Origin of the sequence: Mycolicibacterium brumae (assembly GCF_025215495.1) — a bacterium.
In the GTDB taxonomy this organism is placed as follows: Bacteria; Actinomycetota; Actinomycetes; order Mycobacteriales; family Mycobacteriaceae; genus Mycobacterium; species Mycobacterium brumae.
Map to the genome: position 1 here is coordinate 3,718,470 of NZ_CP104302.1, position 16,821 is coordinate 3,735,290.

General features: G+C 72.0%; 10 protein-coding genes. 6 read left to right on the forward strand and 4 right to left on the reverse strand.

The features are described from left to right. The first annotated feature begins 14 nt into the window (after positions 1 to 14). On the forward strand, positions 15 to 4,280 hold the full coding sequence (locus tag L2Z93_RS18125; protein WP_090588810.1) for an alpha-(1->3)-arabinofuranosyltransferase: 4,266 nt from the start codon (positions 15 to 17) through the stop codon (positions 4,278 to 4,280). 38 nt (positions 4,281 to 4,318) lie between these two features. Here L2Z93_RS18125 and L2Z93_RS18130 read toward each other — a convergent pair whose 3' ends face one another. Then, positions 4,319 to 5,509 (reverse strand): acyltransferase family protein, encoded by a 1,191-nt coding sequence (locus L2Z93_RS18130; protein ID WP_090588811.1) that lies wholly within the window; start codon positions 5,507 to 5,509, stop codon positions 4,319 to 4,321. Positions 5,510 to 5,658: 149 nt separating this feature from the next. Between L2Z93_RS18130 and pgfA the strand changes: the two genes are divergently transcribed. Together pgfA and L2Z93_RS18140 are read left to right on the forward strand one after the other, a co-directional pair. Beyond that, the gene (pgfA, locus tag L2Z93_RS18135) at positions 5,659 to 6,873 is read left to right on the forward strand and encodes a cell envelope lipid trafficking protein PgfA (protein ID WP_090588812.1); all 1,215 of its coding nucleotides are present in this window, start codon (positions 5,659 to 5,661) and stop codon (positions 6,871 to 6,873) included. Continuing rightward, the gene (locus L2Z93_RS18140) at positions 6,863 to 8,596 is read left to right on the forward strand and encodes an MmpA family trehalose lipid delivery protein (protein WP_370745821.1); all 1,734 of its coding nucleotides are present in this window, start codon (positions 6,863 to 6,865) and stop codon (positions 8,594 to 8,596) included. The genes pgfA and L2Z93_RS18140 overlap by 11 nt, the downstream gene beginning before the upstream one ends. Here the strand turns inward: L2Z93_RS18140 and L2Z93_RS18145 are convergent. After that, complete coding sequence (locus L2Z93_RS18145) at positions 8,556 to 9,722, reverse strand: glycosyltransferase family 4 protein (RefSeq protein ID WP_090588813.1); 1,167 nt, start codon at positions 9,720 to 9,722, stop codon at positions 8,556 to 8,558. The genes L2Z93_RS18140 and L2Z93_RS18145 overlap by 41 nt on opposite strands. A 319-nt stretch (positions 9,723 to 10,041) precedes the next feature. Here L2Z93_RS18145 and L2Z93_RS18150 point away from each other — a divergent pair, with 319 nt between their 5' ends. Beyond that, positions 10,042 to 10,851, forward strand: coding sequence for a class I SAM-dependent methyltransferase (locus tag L2Z93_RS18150; protein WP_090588814.1), 810 nt, complete (start codon positions 10,042 to 10,044; stop codon positions 10,849 to 10,851). Beyond that, positions 10,848 to 12,146: an alpha/beta hydrolase gene (locus L2Z93_RS18155; protein ID WP_090588815.1), complete on the forward strand. Its 1,299-nt coding sequence runs from the start codon at positions 10,848 to 10,850 to the stop codon at positions 12,144 to 12,146. The genes L2Z93_RS18150 and L2Z93_RS18155 overlap by 4 nt, the downstream gene beginning before the upstream one ends. 41 nt (positions 12,147 to 12,187) lie before the next feature. Here the strand turns inward: L2Z93_RS18155 and L2Z93_RS18160 are convergent, their stop codons facing one another. Next, the gene (locus L2Z93_RS18160) at positions 12,188 to 13,807 is read right to left on the reverse strand and encodes a DUF4407 domain-containing protein (RefSeq protein ID WP_099541243.1); all 1,620 of its coding nucleotides are present in this window, start codon (positions 13,805 to 13,807) and stop codon (positions 12,188 to 12,190) included. A gap of 227 nt (positions 13,808 to 14,034) precedes the next feature. Between L2Z93_RS18160 and L2Z93_RS18165 the strand changes: the two genes are divergently transcribed. After that, the gene (locus tag L2Z93_RS18165; protein ID WP_090588817.1) at positions 14,035 to 15,516 is read left to right on the forward strand and encodes a 13E12 repeat family protein; all 1,482 of its coding nucleotides are present in this window, start codon (positions 14,035 to 14,037) and stop codon (positions 15,514 to 15,516) included. A 15-nt stretch (positions 15,517 to 15,531) separates the two neighbouring features. Here the strand turns inward: L2Z93_RS18165 and L2Z93_RS18170 are convergent, their stop codons facing one another. Continuing rightward, positions 15,532 to 16,785: a calcium:cation antiporter family protein gene (locus tag L2Z93_RS18170; RefSeq protein ID WP_090588818.1), complete on the reverse strand. Its 1,254-nt coding sequence runs from the start codon at positions 16,783 to 16,785 to the stop codon at positions 15,532 to 15,534. Positions 16,786 to 16,821 lie beyond the last annotated feature (36 nt).

The following is a 16,821-nucleotide window of genomic DNA, read 5'->3' on the forward strand; positions in this document are numbered from 1 at the left end:
CTGGCTCCACCGGCATGCCGACTCTTCCGGGCGGGTCGACGCTCGCATGCCCGCCCGGCCTGTCCCGACGCTGGTTGTGGCTCGTCAGCGCCATCGCGCTCGTCCTGACCTTCGCCCAGTCCCCCGGACGTATCTCCCCGGACACCAAGCTCGACCTCGCCATCGACCCGCTGCAGTTCCTGAGCCGGGCGGCCAACCTGTGGAACAGCGACCTGCCGTTCGGCCAGACCCAGAACCAGTCCTACGGCTACCTGTTCCCGCACGGCACGTTCTTCCTGGTCGGCGACCTGCTCAACATCCCGCCGTGGATCACCCAGCGGCTGTGGTGGGCGCTGCTGCTGGTCGTCGGGTTCTGGGGCCTGCTGCGGCTGGCCGAAGCGCTCGGCATCGGAACCACCAGCTCCCGGGTGGTGGCGGGCTGCGCGTTCGCGCTGGCCCCGCGTGCGCTGACCACCCTCGGCTCGATCTCCTCGGAGACGTTGCCGATGATGCTCGCGCCGTGGGTGCTGCTGCCGGTGGTGCTGGCGTTCCGGCACGGCGGCGCCGATCGGCCGTCGCTGCGACTGCTGGCCGCCCGCTCCGGGGTCGCGCTGGCGCTGATGGGCGCGGTGAACGCGGTCGCGACGGCGATGGCCTGTCTGCCGGCGGTGATCTGGTGGCTGAGCCAGCGGCCGAACCGGCTGTGGTGGCGCTTCACCGGCTGGTGGGCGCTGGCCGGCGCGCTCGCGGTGACCTGGTGGGTCATCCCGTTGGTGCTGCTCGGCCGGATCAGCCCGCCGTTCCTGGACTTCATCGAATCCGCCGGTGTCACCACCCGGTGGGCGTCGCTGACCGAGGTGTTGCGCGGCACCAGCAGTTGGACCCCGTTCGTGTCCCCGGACGCGACGGCCGGCGCGTCACTGGTCACCGGCGCGGTCGGAGTGCTGGCCACCACCATCGTCGTCGCCGCAGGCCTGGCCGGCTTGGCGCTGGCCACCATGCCCGCCCGAGGCCGGCTGATCACCATGCTGCTGGTCGGCATCACCCTGATCGCGGTCGGCTACTCCGGCGCCCTCGGCTCGCCGATCGCCGGCATGACGCAGGCGTTCTTGGACGGCTCCGGGGCCCCGCTGCGCAACGTGCACAAACTGGAGCCGGTGGTGCGGATCCCCGTCGTGCTCGGCATCGCGCACCTGCTCGGCCGCATACCGCTGCCGGGCAGCGCGCCGCGGCCGGTCTGGCGGCGCGCCTTCGCCCACCCCGAGGACGACCGGCGCATCACCGTCGGCATCGTGACGCTGGCGGCGATCGTCGCGGCGACATCGCTGGCCTGGTCCGGCCGGCTGGTCCCACCGGGCGACTTCGACGCCATCCCCGATTACTGGTCGGACGCCGCCGCCTGGCTGGCCGAACACAACACCGGCGAGCCCACGCCGGGCCGGGTGCTGGTGGCGCCCGGCGCCCCGTTCGCCAACCAGGTGTGGGGCAACAGCCACGACGAACCCATGCAGGTGCTGTCGATGACGCCGTGGGGGGTGCGCGACTCCATCCCACTGAACCCGCCGCAGACCATCCGGGCGCTGGATTCGGTGCAGCGGCTGCTGGCCGCCGGCCGCCCGTCCGACGGGATGGCCGACACCCTGGCCCGCCAGGGCATCTCCTACCTGGTGCTCCGCAACGACCTGGACCCGGACAGCTCCCGCTCGGCCCGGCCGATCCTGGCGCACCGCGCCGTCGACGGTTCCGCGGGCCTGGAGAAGGTCGCCGAGTTCGGCGAGGAGGTCGGCCCCGGGCTGCTCGACGGCTTCGTCACCGACAGCGGCCTGCGGCCGCACTACCCGGCGATCGAGATCTACCGGGTCACCACCGCCGACAACGCCGGCGCCCCGTACCTGGCGGACATCGACACCATGGCGCGTGTCGACGGCGGACCGGAGTCGCTGCTGCGGATCGACGAACGCCGCCGGCTGCAGCATCGCACCCCGCTCGGGCCGGTGCTGCTCAGCCAGGACGCCACCGCCGCGGGGCTGCCGAACCCGCTGGTCACCATCACCGACACCCCGGTCGCCCGGGAGACCGACTACGGCCGCGTCGACGACCACTCGTCGGCCGCCCGAGCCCGCGGCGACACCCGGCACACCTCCAACCGGGTGCCGGACTACCCGGCGCCGGGCGCCTGGTCGGTGTGGGCGAACTGGTCCGGCGGCCGGCTGACCGCGTCGAGTTCCTCCTCGGACGCCACCACACTGCCCGTCGTCGCCCCCTCCACCGGCCCGGCGGCGGCCATCGACGGCGACAGCGGCACCGCCTGGGTGTCCAGCGCGCTGCAGGCCGCGCTCGGCCAGTGGCTGCAGATCGACTTCGACCACCCGGTGACCAACGCCACCATCACCGTCACCCCGAGCGGCACCGCGATCGGCGCGCAGGTCCGGCGGCTGGAGATCTCCACGATCAACGGCACCAGCTCGGTGCGCTTCGAGGAGCCCGGCGAGCCGCTGACGGTCGCGCTGCCCTACGGGGAGACGCCGTGGGTGCGGATCACCGCCACCGGCACCGACGACGGCGGCTCCGGGGTCCAGTTCGGCATCACCGACCTGTCGGTCACTCAGTACGACGCCTCCGGCTACGCCCACCCGGTCAACATCCGGCACACCCTCGACGTGCCCGGCCCGCCGCGCGGCGCGCAGGTAGCCGGGTGGGATCTGGGCCAGGAACTGCTCGGCCGGCCCGGCTGCGCGGACTCCCCCGACGCGGTGCACTGCGCGGCGTCGATGGCGGTGTCCCCGGAGGAGCCGGTGAACTTCAGCCGCACGCTGACCGTCACCGACCCGGTCGACGTCGACCCCACCGTGTGGGTGCGGCCGCGCCAGGGGCCGCGGCTGGCCGATCTGGTGCGCGCGCCCGGGGCCGCCTGGGCCGAGGGCGACGCCGACGGCGTCGACATCCTGGGCACCGCCTACGCCGCCGCCGACGGCGATCCCCGCACCTCCTGGACCGCGCCGCAGCGCATCGTGCACTCGCACGGCCGGCCCACCCTGACGCTGCGGCTGCCCAAACCCGCCGAGGTGGGCGGGCTGACACTGACCCCCAGCGCCGCCGACCTGCCCACCCATCCGACGCTGGTCGCCATCGACCTCGGCGACGGGCCGCAGGTGCGCGAACTCGACCCCGACGAGGCCACCACCGTCAACCTCAAACCGCGGGTCACCGACACCGTCCGGGTCAGCATCCTGGAGTGGAACGACGTCATCGACCGCACCGCCCTGGGCTTCGACCAGGTGAAACCGCCCGGCTTGGCCGAGGTGACCGCGCTGACGCCGCACGGAGCCCCGATCGCCGCGGCCGACGCGGCGGCCAATCGGGACCGCGTCGTCACACTGGCCTGCGGTGACGGCCCGGTGATCGGCGTGGCCGGCGAGTTCATCCAAACCTCGGTGCGCACCACGGTCGGCGCGCTGCTGGCCGGCGACCCGATTCCGGCGCAGCCGTGCCGAACCGCGCCGATCTCGCTGCCGCGCGGCGAGCAGGAACTGATCGTCAGCCCGGGCCCGGCGTTCGTCGTCGACGGCGTCGGACTGGACACCCCGCTGGCCGCCGACGTGCCGACCGGCAAGGCCGAGCCGGCGCAGACCGGGGTGTGGGGGCCCGATCACCGCGAGGTGCGGGTGTCGCCGTCGACCGCGCCGCGCGCGCTGGTGATCCCGGAAAGCGTCAGCCCCGGCTGGATCGCCCGCGGCGCCGACGGGTCCGCGCTGACCCCGGTGGTGGTCAACGGCTGGCAACAGGGCTGGGTGGTGCCGGCCGGGATGTCCGGTCCGGTCACGCTGAGCTTCCCGTCGAACACGCCGTACCGCGCCGGGCTGATCGGCGGCCTGGCGCTGCTGCCGCTGCTCGCACTGCTGGCGCTGTGGCCGGCGCGCCGCCGGGAAACCGGCGTGCCGCCGTCGACCTGGATGCCCCGGGCAGGCGCGGTGTTCGGGGTGCTGGTGGTCGGCACGCTGATCTCCGGGCCGGCCGGGACGCTGGTGTTCGGGTTGGCGCTGGCGACGCTGCGGTTGCTGCGCGACCGGCCCCGAGCCACCCGCGTCGTGCCCCTCGTCGGGACGCCGACGGCGATGATCCTGGCCGGCTGCGTGCTGTCGCGGTATCCGTGGCGCTCGGTGGACGGCTACATCGGGCATTCCTGGGGCCCGCAACTACTGGCGCTCATCGCGTTGGGCCTGCTGGCGGCCAGCGCCGTGTGGTTCAGCGAGGGTCGGCGGAGCCTGCGGAGCCGAGACGAAGCTGGAACCGCCACATAGGAGCCGTGCGGTTCAGCGAGGGTCGGCGGACGTGAACCTCAGTGCGCGGTGGCGGGCTCCGGGGTGTCGTCGACGGAGCTGTCCAGCGCCGGGACCTGCGCGCGACGGCGCTCCCAGTTGCGCAGCAGCTGCCGGCACGGCTGTTCCACCAGCCCGTAGCTGACCGCCGCCATCGCGAACCCGAACACCAGCGTGAGGACCAACACCGGGAAGAAATGCCCGGAGAAGGCGAACACCCCGAGCATCGGGAACGCCATCGCCAACGCGGCCAGGTGCCAGACGAACAATCCGTAGGACCAGCGCCCCAGCGTCACCATGGTCTGGCTGCCGAGGATGCGGTGCTCGGTGTCCGGGCGGTCCAGCACCAGCGGAGCCAGCAGCGCCCAGGCCAGAATCGCGCCGACGGCGGTGTGCGCGGTGAAGTGGTGCACCATCCGGTCCATCGTCTCCGGGCCGGCCAGCGGGGTGGTCGCCACCGCGAAGGTGACCAGCGCGATCACCGCCATCCAGCCCCGGCGTCGGGCCAGCCGGTGCATCCAGGTCTCCCGGCTGACGGTCATCTCTGCCAGCAGCATCCCGGCGCCGAACCAGCTCAGGTAGGCCGGCGGCCAGTTCAGCGGGCTCAACCCATCCGGGTGCGGGATCGGCAGGAATCCCCAGCCCAGGCTCAGCAGCGACACGATGACGATCGCCGGCACCCGGGCGCGCACCGGCAGCTGCCGGGCGGCCAGCGCCAGCAGCGGCAGCGCGAGATAGAAGGTGACCTCAACCGACAGGCTCCACATCTGGGTGAGCCCGGCGGTCAGCGTCAGCGGCACGTAGATCTGGGTCATGGTCAGGTTCGCCAGCCACACCGTCAGGCTGGCTCCCGCGGCGTCGGGCATCAGGGACAGGATCACCACCACCGCGACGAGGTAGCCGGGCATGATCCGCACGATCCGGGACCGCAGGTAGTGCATGGTCGGCGGTCGTTGCCGCAGGCCGCGGGCGGCGGCGGCGTGGCCGCGCCAGAGCAGGAACCCGGACAGCGTGAAGAACACCGCCACCGCCAAATCGAACCGGGCCAGCGCCCGCGCCCCGGCGCCGCTGGCCGCGGCCGTCTGGAACGCGACGTGGGTCAAGACGATGCCCATCGCGGCGCAGGCGCGCAGCCCCTCCACGGCGGGCAGGAAGCCGCGCGTCCCACCCACCTCGGCGGGCGCGGCGCCGTCAGCCGCTCGATCTGCCACGCAACCATCTTGCCCAATGCCCGCTCGGGGGCCCTGCGGCGGGCTTGATTGCAGCGTTCTCGGTCGCAACCACTACCCTGGTGGCTGCTGTTAGGGTCCACAGGAGCGTCACGCCGCCGCAACCCGGACCGGAAGGAAGGTTCTGCCACGTGAATCGTGCAGTTCTGTTGCGTATCGCGGCATGCGGTTTGCTGGGGCTGGGCTCTGCGCTGTTGATGGCTGCCCTGTTGCTGTCCACGTACACCTCCAGCCGCATCACCCAGATTCCGCTCGACCTGGACAAGACCCTGGTCAGCAGCGGAACGGGCACCGCACTGGACCCGGACTCGCTGCTGCAGCCCCATTTCGTCATCAACCGTGACGTCCCGCTGGTGTCGCAGCAGGCGCTGAGCGTCGAGCAGCCGTCGAACGCCGAAGTGGTGACCCTGCAGGTCGGCACTTCGGTGCGACGCAGCGACAAGCAGCAGGACACCGGTTTGCTGCTGGCCATGGTCGACACCGTCACCGTGGACCGCACCACCGCGCAGGCCGTCAACAGCGAGGAGTACCCGGCGGGGTCGCTGCAGGCGCCGCGCACCGTCGAGGACACCAAGCCCGCGACCAGCCGCCCGCTGGAGCACCAGGGCCTGACCTACCGCTTCCCGTTCGACACCGAGAAGAAGACCTACCCGGTCTTCGACCCGATCGCGCAGCAGGAATACGACGCCAACTACGTCAGCGAAGAGGACGTCAACGGCCTGACCGCCTACCGGTTCCAGCAGAACGTCGGCTACGACTCGACCGGCAAGCTGGTCGAGCCGATCCCGTACAAGTCGCTGCTGGACCACAATGAGGAGACCTCGGTCACCGCCCGCGCCGGGCTGTGGGGCCTGGAGGGCGTCGACCCCGAAGAGCTGATCACCATGGAGCGCTACTACGCCGCTCAGCGGACCTTCTGGGTCGACCCGGTTTCGGGCACCATCGTCAAGAGCGAAGAGCACGCGAACCACTATTACTCGCGCGACGCGCTGGCCCCGGAGATGGCGCTGGCCGACTACAAGGTGACCTCCACCGAGAGCACCATCGAGCAGCAGGTCGCCTCCGCCCGCTCCGAGCGGGACCGGATCGGACTGTGGACCCGGGTGTTGCCGATCACCTTCACCGCCGGTGGGCTGATCGCGCTGGTCGCCGGGGCGCTGCTGTACTCGTTCGGGATGCGCACCGACGCCGCCCTGATCGATCCGGGCCTGGACACCGGCGGCCTGTTCGGCCGTCGCCCGGCCGACACCGGACCGATGCCGGCCGCCGAGGCGCAGACCGAGAAGCTGCCCGCGCAGCGTCCGGACCTCGATCGTGGCCGAGGGCCATCCGGCGATCCCCACTAGCGGCTCGGCCCGGCTGCGCCGCCTCGCGGCGCCCGGGTACGCGCTGCTGCTGAGCCTGCTGCTGCTCGCCCCGCTGCTGGGGCCGGGGTATCTGCTGCTGCGCGACGCGGTCTCCACCCCGCGGTCCTGGCTGTCGGACGCCGCTCTGGGCCTGTCCGAGGGCGCCGCGCGCGCTGTGCCGCAGGACTTCGCGATCGCCTCCGCGTCGGCGCTGCTCGACGGCGGGATCGTGGTCAAGGCGCTGCTGCTGGCCGGCCTGTGGCTGGCCGGCTGGGGCGCCGCCCGGTTGGTTTCCTCCGCCACCGGCTACACCGGAGGGGGACCATTCGTCGCCGTCACGCTGGCGATCTGGAATCCCTACGTCGCCGAACGCCTGCTGCAGGGGCATTGGAGCCTGCTGCTCGGCTACGGCTGCCTGCCCTGGGTGGCGTTGACGGCGCTTCGGTTGCGCGACGGCGGCGGCGGTTGGTTCGCGTTGGCGTTCTGGATGGCGCTGGCCGGTCTGACCCCCACCGGGCTGCTGCTGGCCGCGGTGACGGCGCTGACCTGCCTGGCCGCGCCGGGCGCCGGTTCCCGGGCCCGCCAGGGGCTCGGGATTCTCGCGTTGTCGCTGGCCGCGGCCGCGCCGTGGCTGATCGCGTCCGCGGGCGGAGCGCTCGGGACCTACCGGGGCGCCGGCGCTCCCGGGTTCGACGCCTTCGCCGCCCGCGCCGAACCCGGTCTGGGCGTGCTCGGCAGTCTGGCCGGCCTCGGAGGCATCTGGAACGGCGACGCGGTTCCGCCGCTGCGCGACGGTTGGTTCGCCGTCGTCGCCACCGTGGTGCTGCTCGGGTTGGTGCTGATCGGGGCCCGCGGCGCCTGGCAGCGTGCTGAGGCGCGGCCGCTGCTGGTGCTCGCCGCGGTCGCGGTGCTGCTACCGGCGCTGGCGGCCACCGGTCCGGGCCGGGCGCTGCTGCAGGCCACCGCCGAGGTCTCCCCGGGCCTCGGGGTGCTGCGCGACGGGCAGAAGTGGGTGGCGCTGGCGATGCCCGGTTACGCGCTGTGCGCGGCGGCGGCGGTCCCGGTGCTCGCCGGCCGGGGCAGCCGGCTGCGGCCCGCGGCGGTGGCGGCGGTGTGCTGTGCGGCGCTGCTGGCCACCCAGCCCGATCTGGCGTTCGGCGTCGGAAACCGGGCGCACGCCGTCGAGTACCCGCCCGCGTTCACCGCCGTCGCGCAGCAGATCAATGATGCGCCCGCCCCGGTGGCGGTGCTGCCCGCCGACAGCATGCGCCGGTTCGACTGGGCCGGGCCGGCGCCGGTGCTCGATCCGCTGCCGCGCTGGGTCCGGGCCGACGTGCTCACCACCGGCGATCTGAGCATTTCCGGGTCCACCGTGTACGGCGAGGGCAATCGAGCCCGGGAGATCCAGGACCTGCTGCTGGCCGGCGCCGCACCGGATGCGCTGGCCGAGGTCGGCGTCGGCTGGGTGGTGGTGGCCGCCTCCCCCGGGGAACTGGGATCCTCGGCGCGAACCCTCGCCGGACTGGAGCAGGTCTACGGCGACGACGACCTGCGGTTGTACCGGGTCCCGGACCCGTCGCCGGTGGCCGCGTCGCCACGGCGCGGATTGCTGATCGGCGCGCATCTGGTCTGGTTGGCCACGCTGGTGGTCGGCGGCCTCGGGGCGGCGTCGCTCAGTCGGTTCAGTCGGCGATCAGTCCGCCGACTCGACGGCCGTCGCTGACCGCGGCCAGCACGGTTCCCATCGCGTCGGCGCTTTGACGCCAGGAGAACTCCGCGGCGCGGGCGGCCGCCTTGTGTCCCAACTCGGCGCGCAGCACCTCGTCGGCCAGCAACTCGTCGAGCCGGTCGACCAGTTCGGTCCGGTCGCTGACCAGCAACCCGGTCACCCCGTCGACGATGGAGTCGCACAGCCCGCCGGCGCTGCGGTAGCCGATGGTCGGCACCTGATGCTGGGCTGCTTCGATCACCGCCAGGCCCCAGCCCTCCTTGCGCGACGGCAGCACCTGAACCCAGGCCTGCTGGACCAGGTGGTGCTTGGCGACGTCATCGACGTGGCCGTGGAAGGTGACCGCGTCGGAGATGCCGAGGGCCGCGGCGTGCGCGACCAGCCGGTCCTGCCACCAGCCGCCGCCGACGACGTCGAGCCGCAGCTGCGGATACCGGGGGGCCAGCGCGGCGACCGCGTCGAGCGCGTCTTCGATCTGCTTGTGCGGCACCAGCCGGGACAGCACCACCACCCGCGGGGTGGCGGAGCGCGGTTCGGTCAACGTTTCGGCGGGAGGCTCGTCAACGCCGTTGCGGACCACCGCGATGCGCTCCGGGTCCACCCCGAGATCGACCAGCTCGCGCATGGATGGTAGCGACACGGTGACGTACTGGTTGCGCCGGTGCAGCGCCGGTGACAGCCGCGATTCGACGAACCAACCGATCCGGGCCAGCCGGCGGCCCGCGACGGGCCATTGCTCGCGATGGCAGTGGTGCACCAGCAGCACCGATCGCCGGCCGTAGGCCAACCGCGCCAGGAACGGCAGCCCGTTCTGCGAGTCGATCACCACGTCCGGTTTGACGTGCCGCAGCGGGCCGAGCCCGACCCGGGCCGCCACCATGGCCAGGCCGGCCAGGATGTACACCGAGTACGGGCCCCCGCCGCGGCTGATCCGCACACCGTCGCGCACCGAGCGGCGCCCGGCGCCCGGGTACCGCGCGGTGCGCAGGGTGACGGCGGCGCCGGAGGCCGCCAATTGCGCGCCGATGCGCTGTAGGTAGGCCTCACTGCCGCCGCCCTGAGGATGCTCGGTGTCGCGCCAACACAGCAGCAACACGGAGCGGACGGGGTGATCTGACATCGTTTTCAGGGTAGTTGAACGGCGCCCCGCCGCTAAATCCCTGCTCGCCCCGGCTGGCGCCGGTCGTTTGCGCCGCCGTCGCGCCGCCACCAGGTTCCATGCGGAGCGCCTTGGCGATTTCCGCGGGCACTTCCGCCACCAGGTTCCACGTGGAGCGTCTTGGCGATGTCGCGCCGCCACCAGGTTCCACGTGGAGCGTCTTGGCGATCTCCGCGGGTACTTCCGCCACCAGGTTCCACGCGGAGCACCTCGGCGATGCCCGCGCGCACTTCCGCCCACAGATTCCGCGCACCGAAGAGCACCCCGATAACCTGGCCCGATGGCCGTCACCGATCTGTTCGCTCGCCGGGCGACGCTGCGCCGCTCGGTGCGCCTGCTCGGTGAGTTCCGCTACGAGCAACCGGATCCGGACCGGTTCTACGGCGCGCTGGCCGACGACACCGCCGCGATGACCGCCGACCTGTGGGCGGGCGCGCACGCGGGCGCTGACCTGGGCGGCACGACGGTGCTCGACGTCGGCGGGGGCCCCGGCTATTTCGCCGACGCGTTCGCGGCCCGCGGCGCCCGGTACATCGGAGTGGAGCCCGACCCGTCGGAGATGCATGCCGGCCCGACGTCGCCGGCGGGCAGTACGGGCAGCTTCGTGCGGGCCTCCGGGCTGGCGCTGCCGTTCGCCGACGCCAGCGTGGACATCTGCCTGTCCTCCAATGTCGCCGAGCATGTGCCGCAGCCGTGGCGCCTCGGCGCGGAGATGCTGCGGGTGACCCGGCCGGGCGGGCTGGCGATCTTGTCCTACACGGTGTGGCTGGGACCGTTCGGCGGCCACGAGATGGGTTTGACCCACTACCTGGGCGGGGCGCGCGCGGCGGCCCGGTACACCCGCAAGCACGGTCATCCGCCGAAGAACAACTTCGGCTCGTCACTTTTCGCGGTGTCGGCGGCCGACGGTCTGGACTGGGCGCGATCCACCGGAGCGCTGGTCGCGGCGTTCCCGCGCTACCACCCGCGCTGGGCCTGGCCGCTGACCGCGGCGCCCGGGGTGCGAGAGTTCCTGGTGAGCAATCTCGTGCTGGTGCTGTCGCCTTCTACGATGGCAACGCCCCTCCCGGAAGGATCGCAGAAGACGTGAGAGCACCTCGACCCCCGCGGCGCACCCTGGTGCGGGCGGCGCTGGAACTTGTCAACGCCGCCAACGCCGTTCGCCCGCTGACCCGGAACAGCTGGGGCGCGCTGCCGGCGTTCTTCGCCGGCTGCCCGTCCACGGAACTGGCCCCCTGGGTCGGCACCGCGTCGATGGTGGACGCCGCGCGCCGCTGGCGCCGCGGTGACTTCCGCGGCCGTTCGGGGAAGCTGGCGCTGGGGATGACGGCGCTGTCGTGGGCGGTGCTGGCCGGCGTGCATCAGCGAAACCTGCGCTCCGGACCGCATTTCGAGGAGCCGCTGCGCGCCGAGCTCGGGCCCCACTACACCGACATCGTCCGGCCCAGCCGAATTCAGTTGGCGGCCGGGCTGTTTCGGTCCGGCGGCGCACGCCGTCGCTATGTGAAGCGCGCGGACGTGGTGCGCTACGGGCCGTACCGGGCCAACCGGGCCGACATCTGGCACCGCCAGGACCTGAGGCCCGACGCCAAGGCGCCGGTGCTGATCAATGTGCCTGGCGGGGCATGGATTTTGGGGCTGCGCCGGCCGCAGGCCTACCCGCTGATGGGGCATCTCACCGAAGAGGGCTGGATCTGCGTGTCCATCGGCTACCGGGTGTCCCCGCTGCACACCTGGCCCGACCAGATCATCGACGTGAAGCGGGCCATCGCATGGGTGCGGGAGAACATCGCCGACTATGGCGGCGATCCGGATTTCATTGCCATCAGCGGAGGTTCGGCCGGCGGGCACTTGTCCTCACTGTCGGCGCTGACCGCCAACGATCCGCAGTGGCAGCCGGGCTTCGAGGAATCCGACACCTCGGTGGCCGCGGCGGTCCCGGTGTACGGCCGCTACGACATGCACAGCACCGAGGGGATCGGCCGTAATCCCTTTATGAGCGTGCTGATGCGCTGGATCATCATGAAGACCGACTTCACCACCAGCGAGAAGGAATATCGGGAGGCGTCGTCGGTGAACCATGTGCGCCCCGACGCGCCGCCGTTCTTCGTGCTGCACGGTGACGCCGACTCGCTGATCCCGGTGGAGGAAGCGCGGGAGTTCGTGCAGGAGCTCAGCGAAGCTTCGACGTCGCCGGTTGTGTACGCCGAAATCCCCGGCGCGCAACACGGTTTCGACTTCTTCGGCTCAACCCACGGGCACTACACCGCGGTCGCGAGCGCCCGGTTCCTGGACTGGGTGCGCGGGATGCGTGAGGAGGGCCGGGCGATGCTCGGCTCCGACGACCGCGACCGATTGGGTGTGGAACCCGCCGGCGGCCGCTAAGTCCGAGATCCGACGGGCGAATCCAGGTCCGCAGCGCCTCGCTAATTCGCCGGCGGGAGTTCCCGCGGTCCGGTGCGCGGCGGCAACTCACCCTGACGTCGCGCGGTCAGCTCGGCGTCGCGCTCCCGGGCGCCCAAGCCGGTCTGCTCTGCGTGGCCGGCTCCGAGCGGTGTGGCCTGCGCGGGCTGCGGCGGCAACTGGTGGGCCGGCTGCTGGTGAGTGTGCGTCGGGTACGCAGCCTGGGGCTCGGGCCGCAGGAACTGCAGTTCGACCGGGATCGCGCCCGTCGCGTCGGCCGGGTGCGGCGCATACGAAACAGCCTGCTGGGCCGGCGCCTGCGGAGCCTCACCGGTGTCGTAGGTGACCTTGCGGGTCCGGCGGAACGAGAAGGTCATCTCCTCCACCTCTTCGAACGCGTGCCGGGCGGTGCGCAGCGGGTGCGCGGTGGTGTCGATCGCCTTGGCGAGCACCGGCGGCACCAGCGGGCGGATGAACCGGGCCGCGGCGCGGGTCACCTCGGGCAGCACCGGAATCGGCAGGCCACCGCGATCCTCGCGGGCCGGGGCGGACTCGGCGACCCGGGCGGGCAGCGGCGCCGCGACGGGCGCCGAGAGTCCGCCGGCCGGCGGCAGCGCCGCCGCGGCGAGGCTGGCCGCCTCGGCCTCCCGTGCGATGGGCAGATACATGTTGCGGTCCACGTCGTCCTCCTGTGCGGGTGCGGCCGGGGCTTCCAGCGCCGCCGGCGCCTCCGTGGCGTCCAGGGTGTCGGCTGCCTCGGGCTGCTCGAGCGCTTCCAGCAGCCGTCGGCGATGCCGCGCCCGATCGATCTCGGTCTGGGCGGCGACGGCCATCTTGGCGTTGGCCAGTTGCTGATCGGCCCACATGGTCTCGACGGCCTCGCGGACCTGCGCCTGCTTGACCGCGATGGCGGTGTCGGCGGCGAGCTCCGCGCGTTCCCGTTCGGCGCGGGCGTCGGCGTTTCGGCCGTGGCTGGTGTCGCGCAGCCAGCGCGGCAGCATCAGTGGCAGCAGGCTGAGCAGCGCGAAGAACCCGACGATGGCCAGCCGCAGCAACAGCGCGCCGGGATGTTCGGCGGTGTAGCTGTTCATGGCCACCCAGCGGGCGCCGACGCTGCGGTCGACCTCTGTCGCGGCGGCCGACCGGGCCTGCGTCAGCGCCTGATCGGCGACGACGACGGCTTCGTCCAGGGCCGGCGCGGCGCTGTCACGCACAACCAGCGCGTTGTCGAGTTCGCGCTGGGCGTCGGCGAGCAGGTCGTTGGCGGTGCCGGACTCCGGGCCGCGCCCGGGCACCCCGGTGATCTTGGTCTGCGGGCATTCCGGCGACGGGTTGTATTCGCAGCGGGCGGTGACCAGTGCTTCGTCGCGGCGCACGCGGGCCGACTCGACCGCCTCGTCGAACTGGGCGCGGTTGGCTCGGGCGCCGTCCAGGTTCGCCGACGCCGTCACCACGGTGGGCGCCGAGTCGACGTCGCGGGCGGCACGCTCGGCGAGGGTGCGGTCAATCGGGCCGGTCAGCAGGAACAGAGCGGCCAGCTCACCGGCGGCGACGCCCAGCGCGAGCAGGATCGCGGCGCGGCCGGTGACGCCGCGTCGTCCCACCGGGGGCTTCTCCGGGGTGGAAACATCGTGGTCGGGCATCACACCTCCAATCGCCTCAGGAGATTCCAGCGTGCCAGCCGGCGCGCAGATCGGCCGAATTCCGAGGCGCTGTCGTGACGGGTCTAACACTGGGCGGTTCGGGCCGCCGAGGCCACTTCCGGACGCACATTCGGTCGCGAAAGTCTCATGGATTTCTTATCCACAGGGGGCTTGTTTTGCTGTTCTGAGCAGCGGACTTGTCGGAGGCGAGGGCTAGCGTTTCAGGTATGAGCACCGCCACGCTCCCCCCGCCCCCGGCGCCCGCCGGCGGCGACGGCGCGGACGACGGCGGGCTCATCGCGCGGTTGACCGGCCACCCGGTCGACCGGGCCGGCTACCGCGACGCCCTGGTGCGGTTCGAAGACGCCGCCGCGGCTTTGGCCGCCCTGTCCGCGGCCGCCCTGACCCCTGCCGACACCCTCGCCGTCCTCGAACGCGCCGAAGTGGCCCACCGCGGGCTCGCGGTGCTGACCCACCGCCTCATCGGCCACCTGCAATCAGAAACCACCCCCACCGAACTCGGCGCGAAATCCTGGACCGAAGTGCTCGCCCAACGTCTGCGCTGCTCCCGCGGCGAAGCCCGCCACCGCATCAACGACACCCACACCTTCGGACTACGCCACACCCTCACCGGAGACGTGTTGGAACCCCTGCTGCCCGAAGCGGCGGCCGCCCTCGCCGACGGCCGCATCGGCCCCGAACACACCACCATCCTGCGCGACTTCACCACCCACCTACCCAGCACCATCGACCCGAGCGACAGATGCGAGGCACTGCGCCAACTCGCGCACATCGCCGCCGACTACACCCCCGAACAAACCCGCCAATACGCCCACCGCCTCATGTCCCTCCTACACCCCGACGGGGTGTTCACCGACGCCGAACGCGCCCGCCGACGCGGCATCCACCTCGGCGCCCAAGACCACACCGGCATGAGCCCCATCACCGGACGCCTGACACCGGAAGCCCGCGCCGTGCTCGACGCCGTGCTCGCCAAACTCGCCGCCCCCGGCATGGCCAACCCCGAAAACACCACCCCATGCCTCGACGGCACACCCACCGAAGAACACATCACCACCGACACCCGCGACCAACGACAACGCAACCACGACGCCCTCCTGGCCGCCGGCCGGGCGCTGCTCGCCTCCGGAAAACTCGGCCAACACAACGGACTCCCGGTCTCGGTCGTCATCACCACCACCCTGCAAGACCTCACCGACGCCACCGGACACGGCCTCACCAGCAGCGGCGCCCTGATCCCCATGCGCGAGGTCATCCGCAACGCCGCACACGCCTGGAACTACCTCGCCGTCTTCGACAAACACACCAACATCCCGCTCTACCTCGGACGCAGCAAACGCCTCGCCACACCCGGACAACGCATCATGCTCACCGCCCGCGACCGCGGCTGCACCTTCCCCGCCTGCACCACCCCCGCCAACCGCTGCGAAGTCCACCACACCCGCCGCGTCGCCGACCAAAACGGCCAAACCAACGCCGACGAAATGACCCTCACCTGCCCCGGAAACCACCGCATGGCCAACCCCAGACCCCACCAATACAGCGCCCACATCAACCAAGCAGGCCAGGTCGAATGGACACCCCCACCCCACCTCGACACCGGCGCACCCCGAGTGAACACCTACCACCACCCCGAACGACTACTCCCCCGAAACCCGAAGAGCCGCAACCTCCCCCGACGGACATGATGGACCGGGCGACCGTCAGCTGGCTTCGGACTCGTTCCGAGCAAACGGCGCCTTCAGGGTGGCCCACACGTATCGCCGGTTGATCACCAGACCAATCGTCGCCAGCGCCGCGTACACCCCGGACAGGATCAGTCGGCCGTGTTCGGAGGGGATGGCGAACTGCACCAGGAACAGCGCCAGCAGGGCCAGCGCGGTGTGCCGGTGGAAGCGCAGCGCCAGGATCGCGGCGACGCCCATCATGGTCTGCGTCGCGGTCAGCAGCATCTCCTCGACCTGGCGGCTGTCGAGCACCAGCTCCATGCTGCCGCCGCCGGCCAGGTGCGCGATCGGCAGCGAGCCGACCAGCAGCGTCCACTGGTTGACCTTGGAGGAGATCAGCGTCGCGATTGCCGCGGTGCCCTTCCCCCGGCTGGCGAAGATGATCGCGATGATGAACTCCGGCGCTTCCGACGCCAGCGGCGCCAGCCACTGCACCAGCAGGAACTGGTCGATGCCCAGCTGCGTGCCTGCCCCGATCATGGATTCGGCGAACGGCTCGGCGCAGGCCAGAATCGCGCCGGCCGCGACAACGAACAGCGCCACCACCAGGATGCGGCGGGCCCGGTCCGGCAGCGCGCCGATGGCGGCGGCGGTTCCGATCAGCTCGGGCTCCTCCACATCGCCGCGGCTGAGCCGGTACAGGTAGAAACCAAACCAGGCCAGCAGCGCCAGCCCGAAGACCAGGTGGATCCGGCCGGTGGCCGGGATCACGAACGCGACGACGCCGGCGACCAGCAGGAAGCCCAGTTCGACGCGGTTGCCCGGGTCCAGGTGCAGCACCTTGGATTTCTTGCCCGACATCTTTTTGGCCAGCCAGAGGCTGACCAGGACCACCACCGGCCAGCCGATACCCATCAGCAGCCGGTTGGATCCGGTCATATTCGCCGCGGCGTACTGCACGTAGGCGGGGTCGGATCCGGAGACGTAGGCGTAATAGAGGTCGACGGCGTACTCCGGCAGCACCGCGATCAGCGCGAGGACCGCGATCGCCAGTCCGCCGGAGACGTCGATCTGGGCGGCTTCGGCGGCCCAGGCCAGCAGGAAGCTGGCGGCGACGACGGCCGCGCCGTAGACGATCAGGGAGGGCACCGGGCCCGGGTGGATGCCGCCGATCCGGAGCACCAGCGCCGGCAGGATCAGCAGGCCGGTGATGAGGAAGGACCGCAGCAGCACCCGGCCTCCGGGTGGCGACGACGGCCTGGCCGCGCCGCGCAATGCTGTGGTGGTCATCGGACCCTCCCGTTCTCTCGAAGGGTCACCTTACCC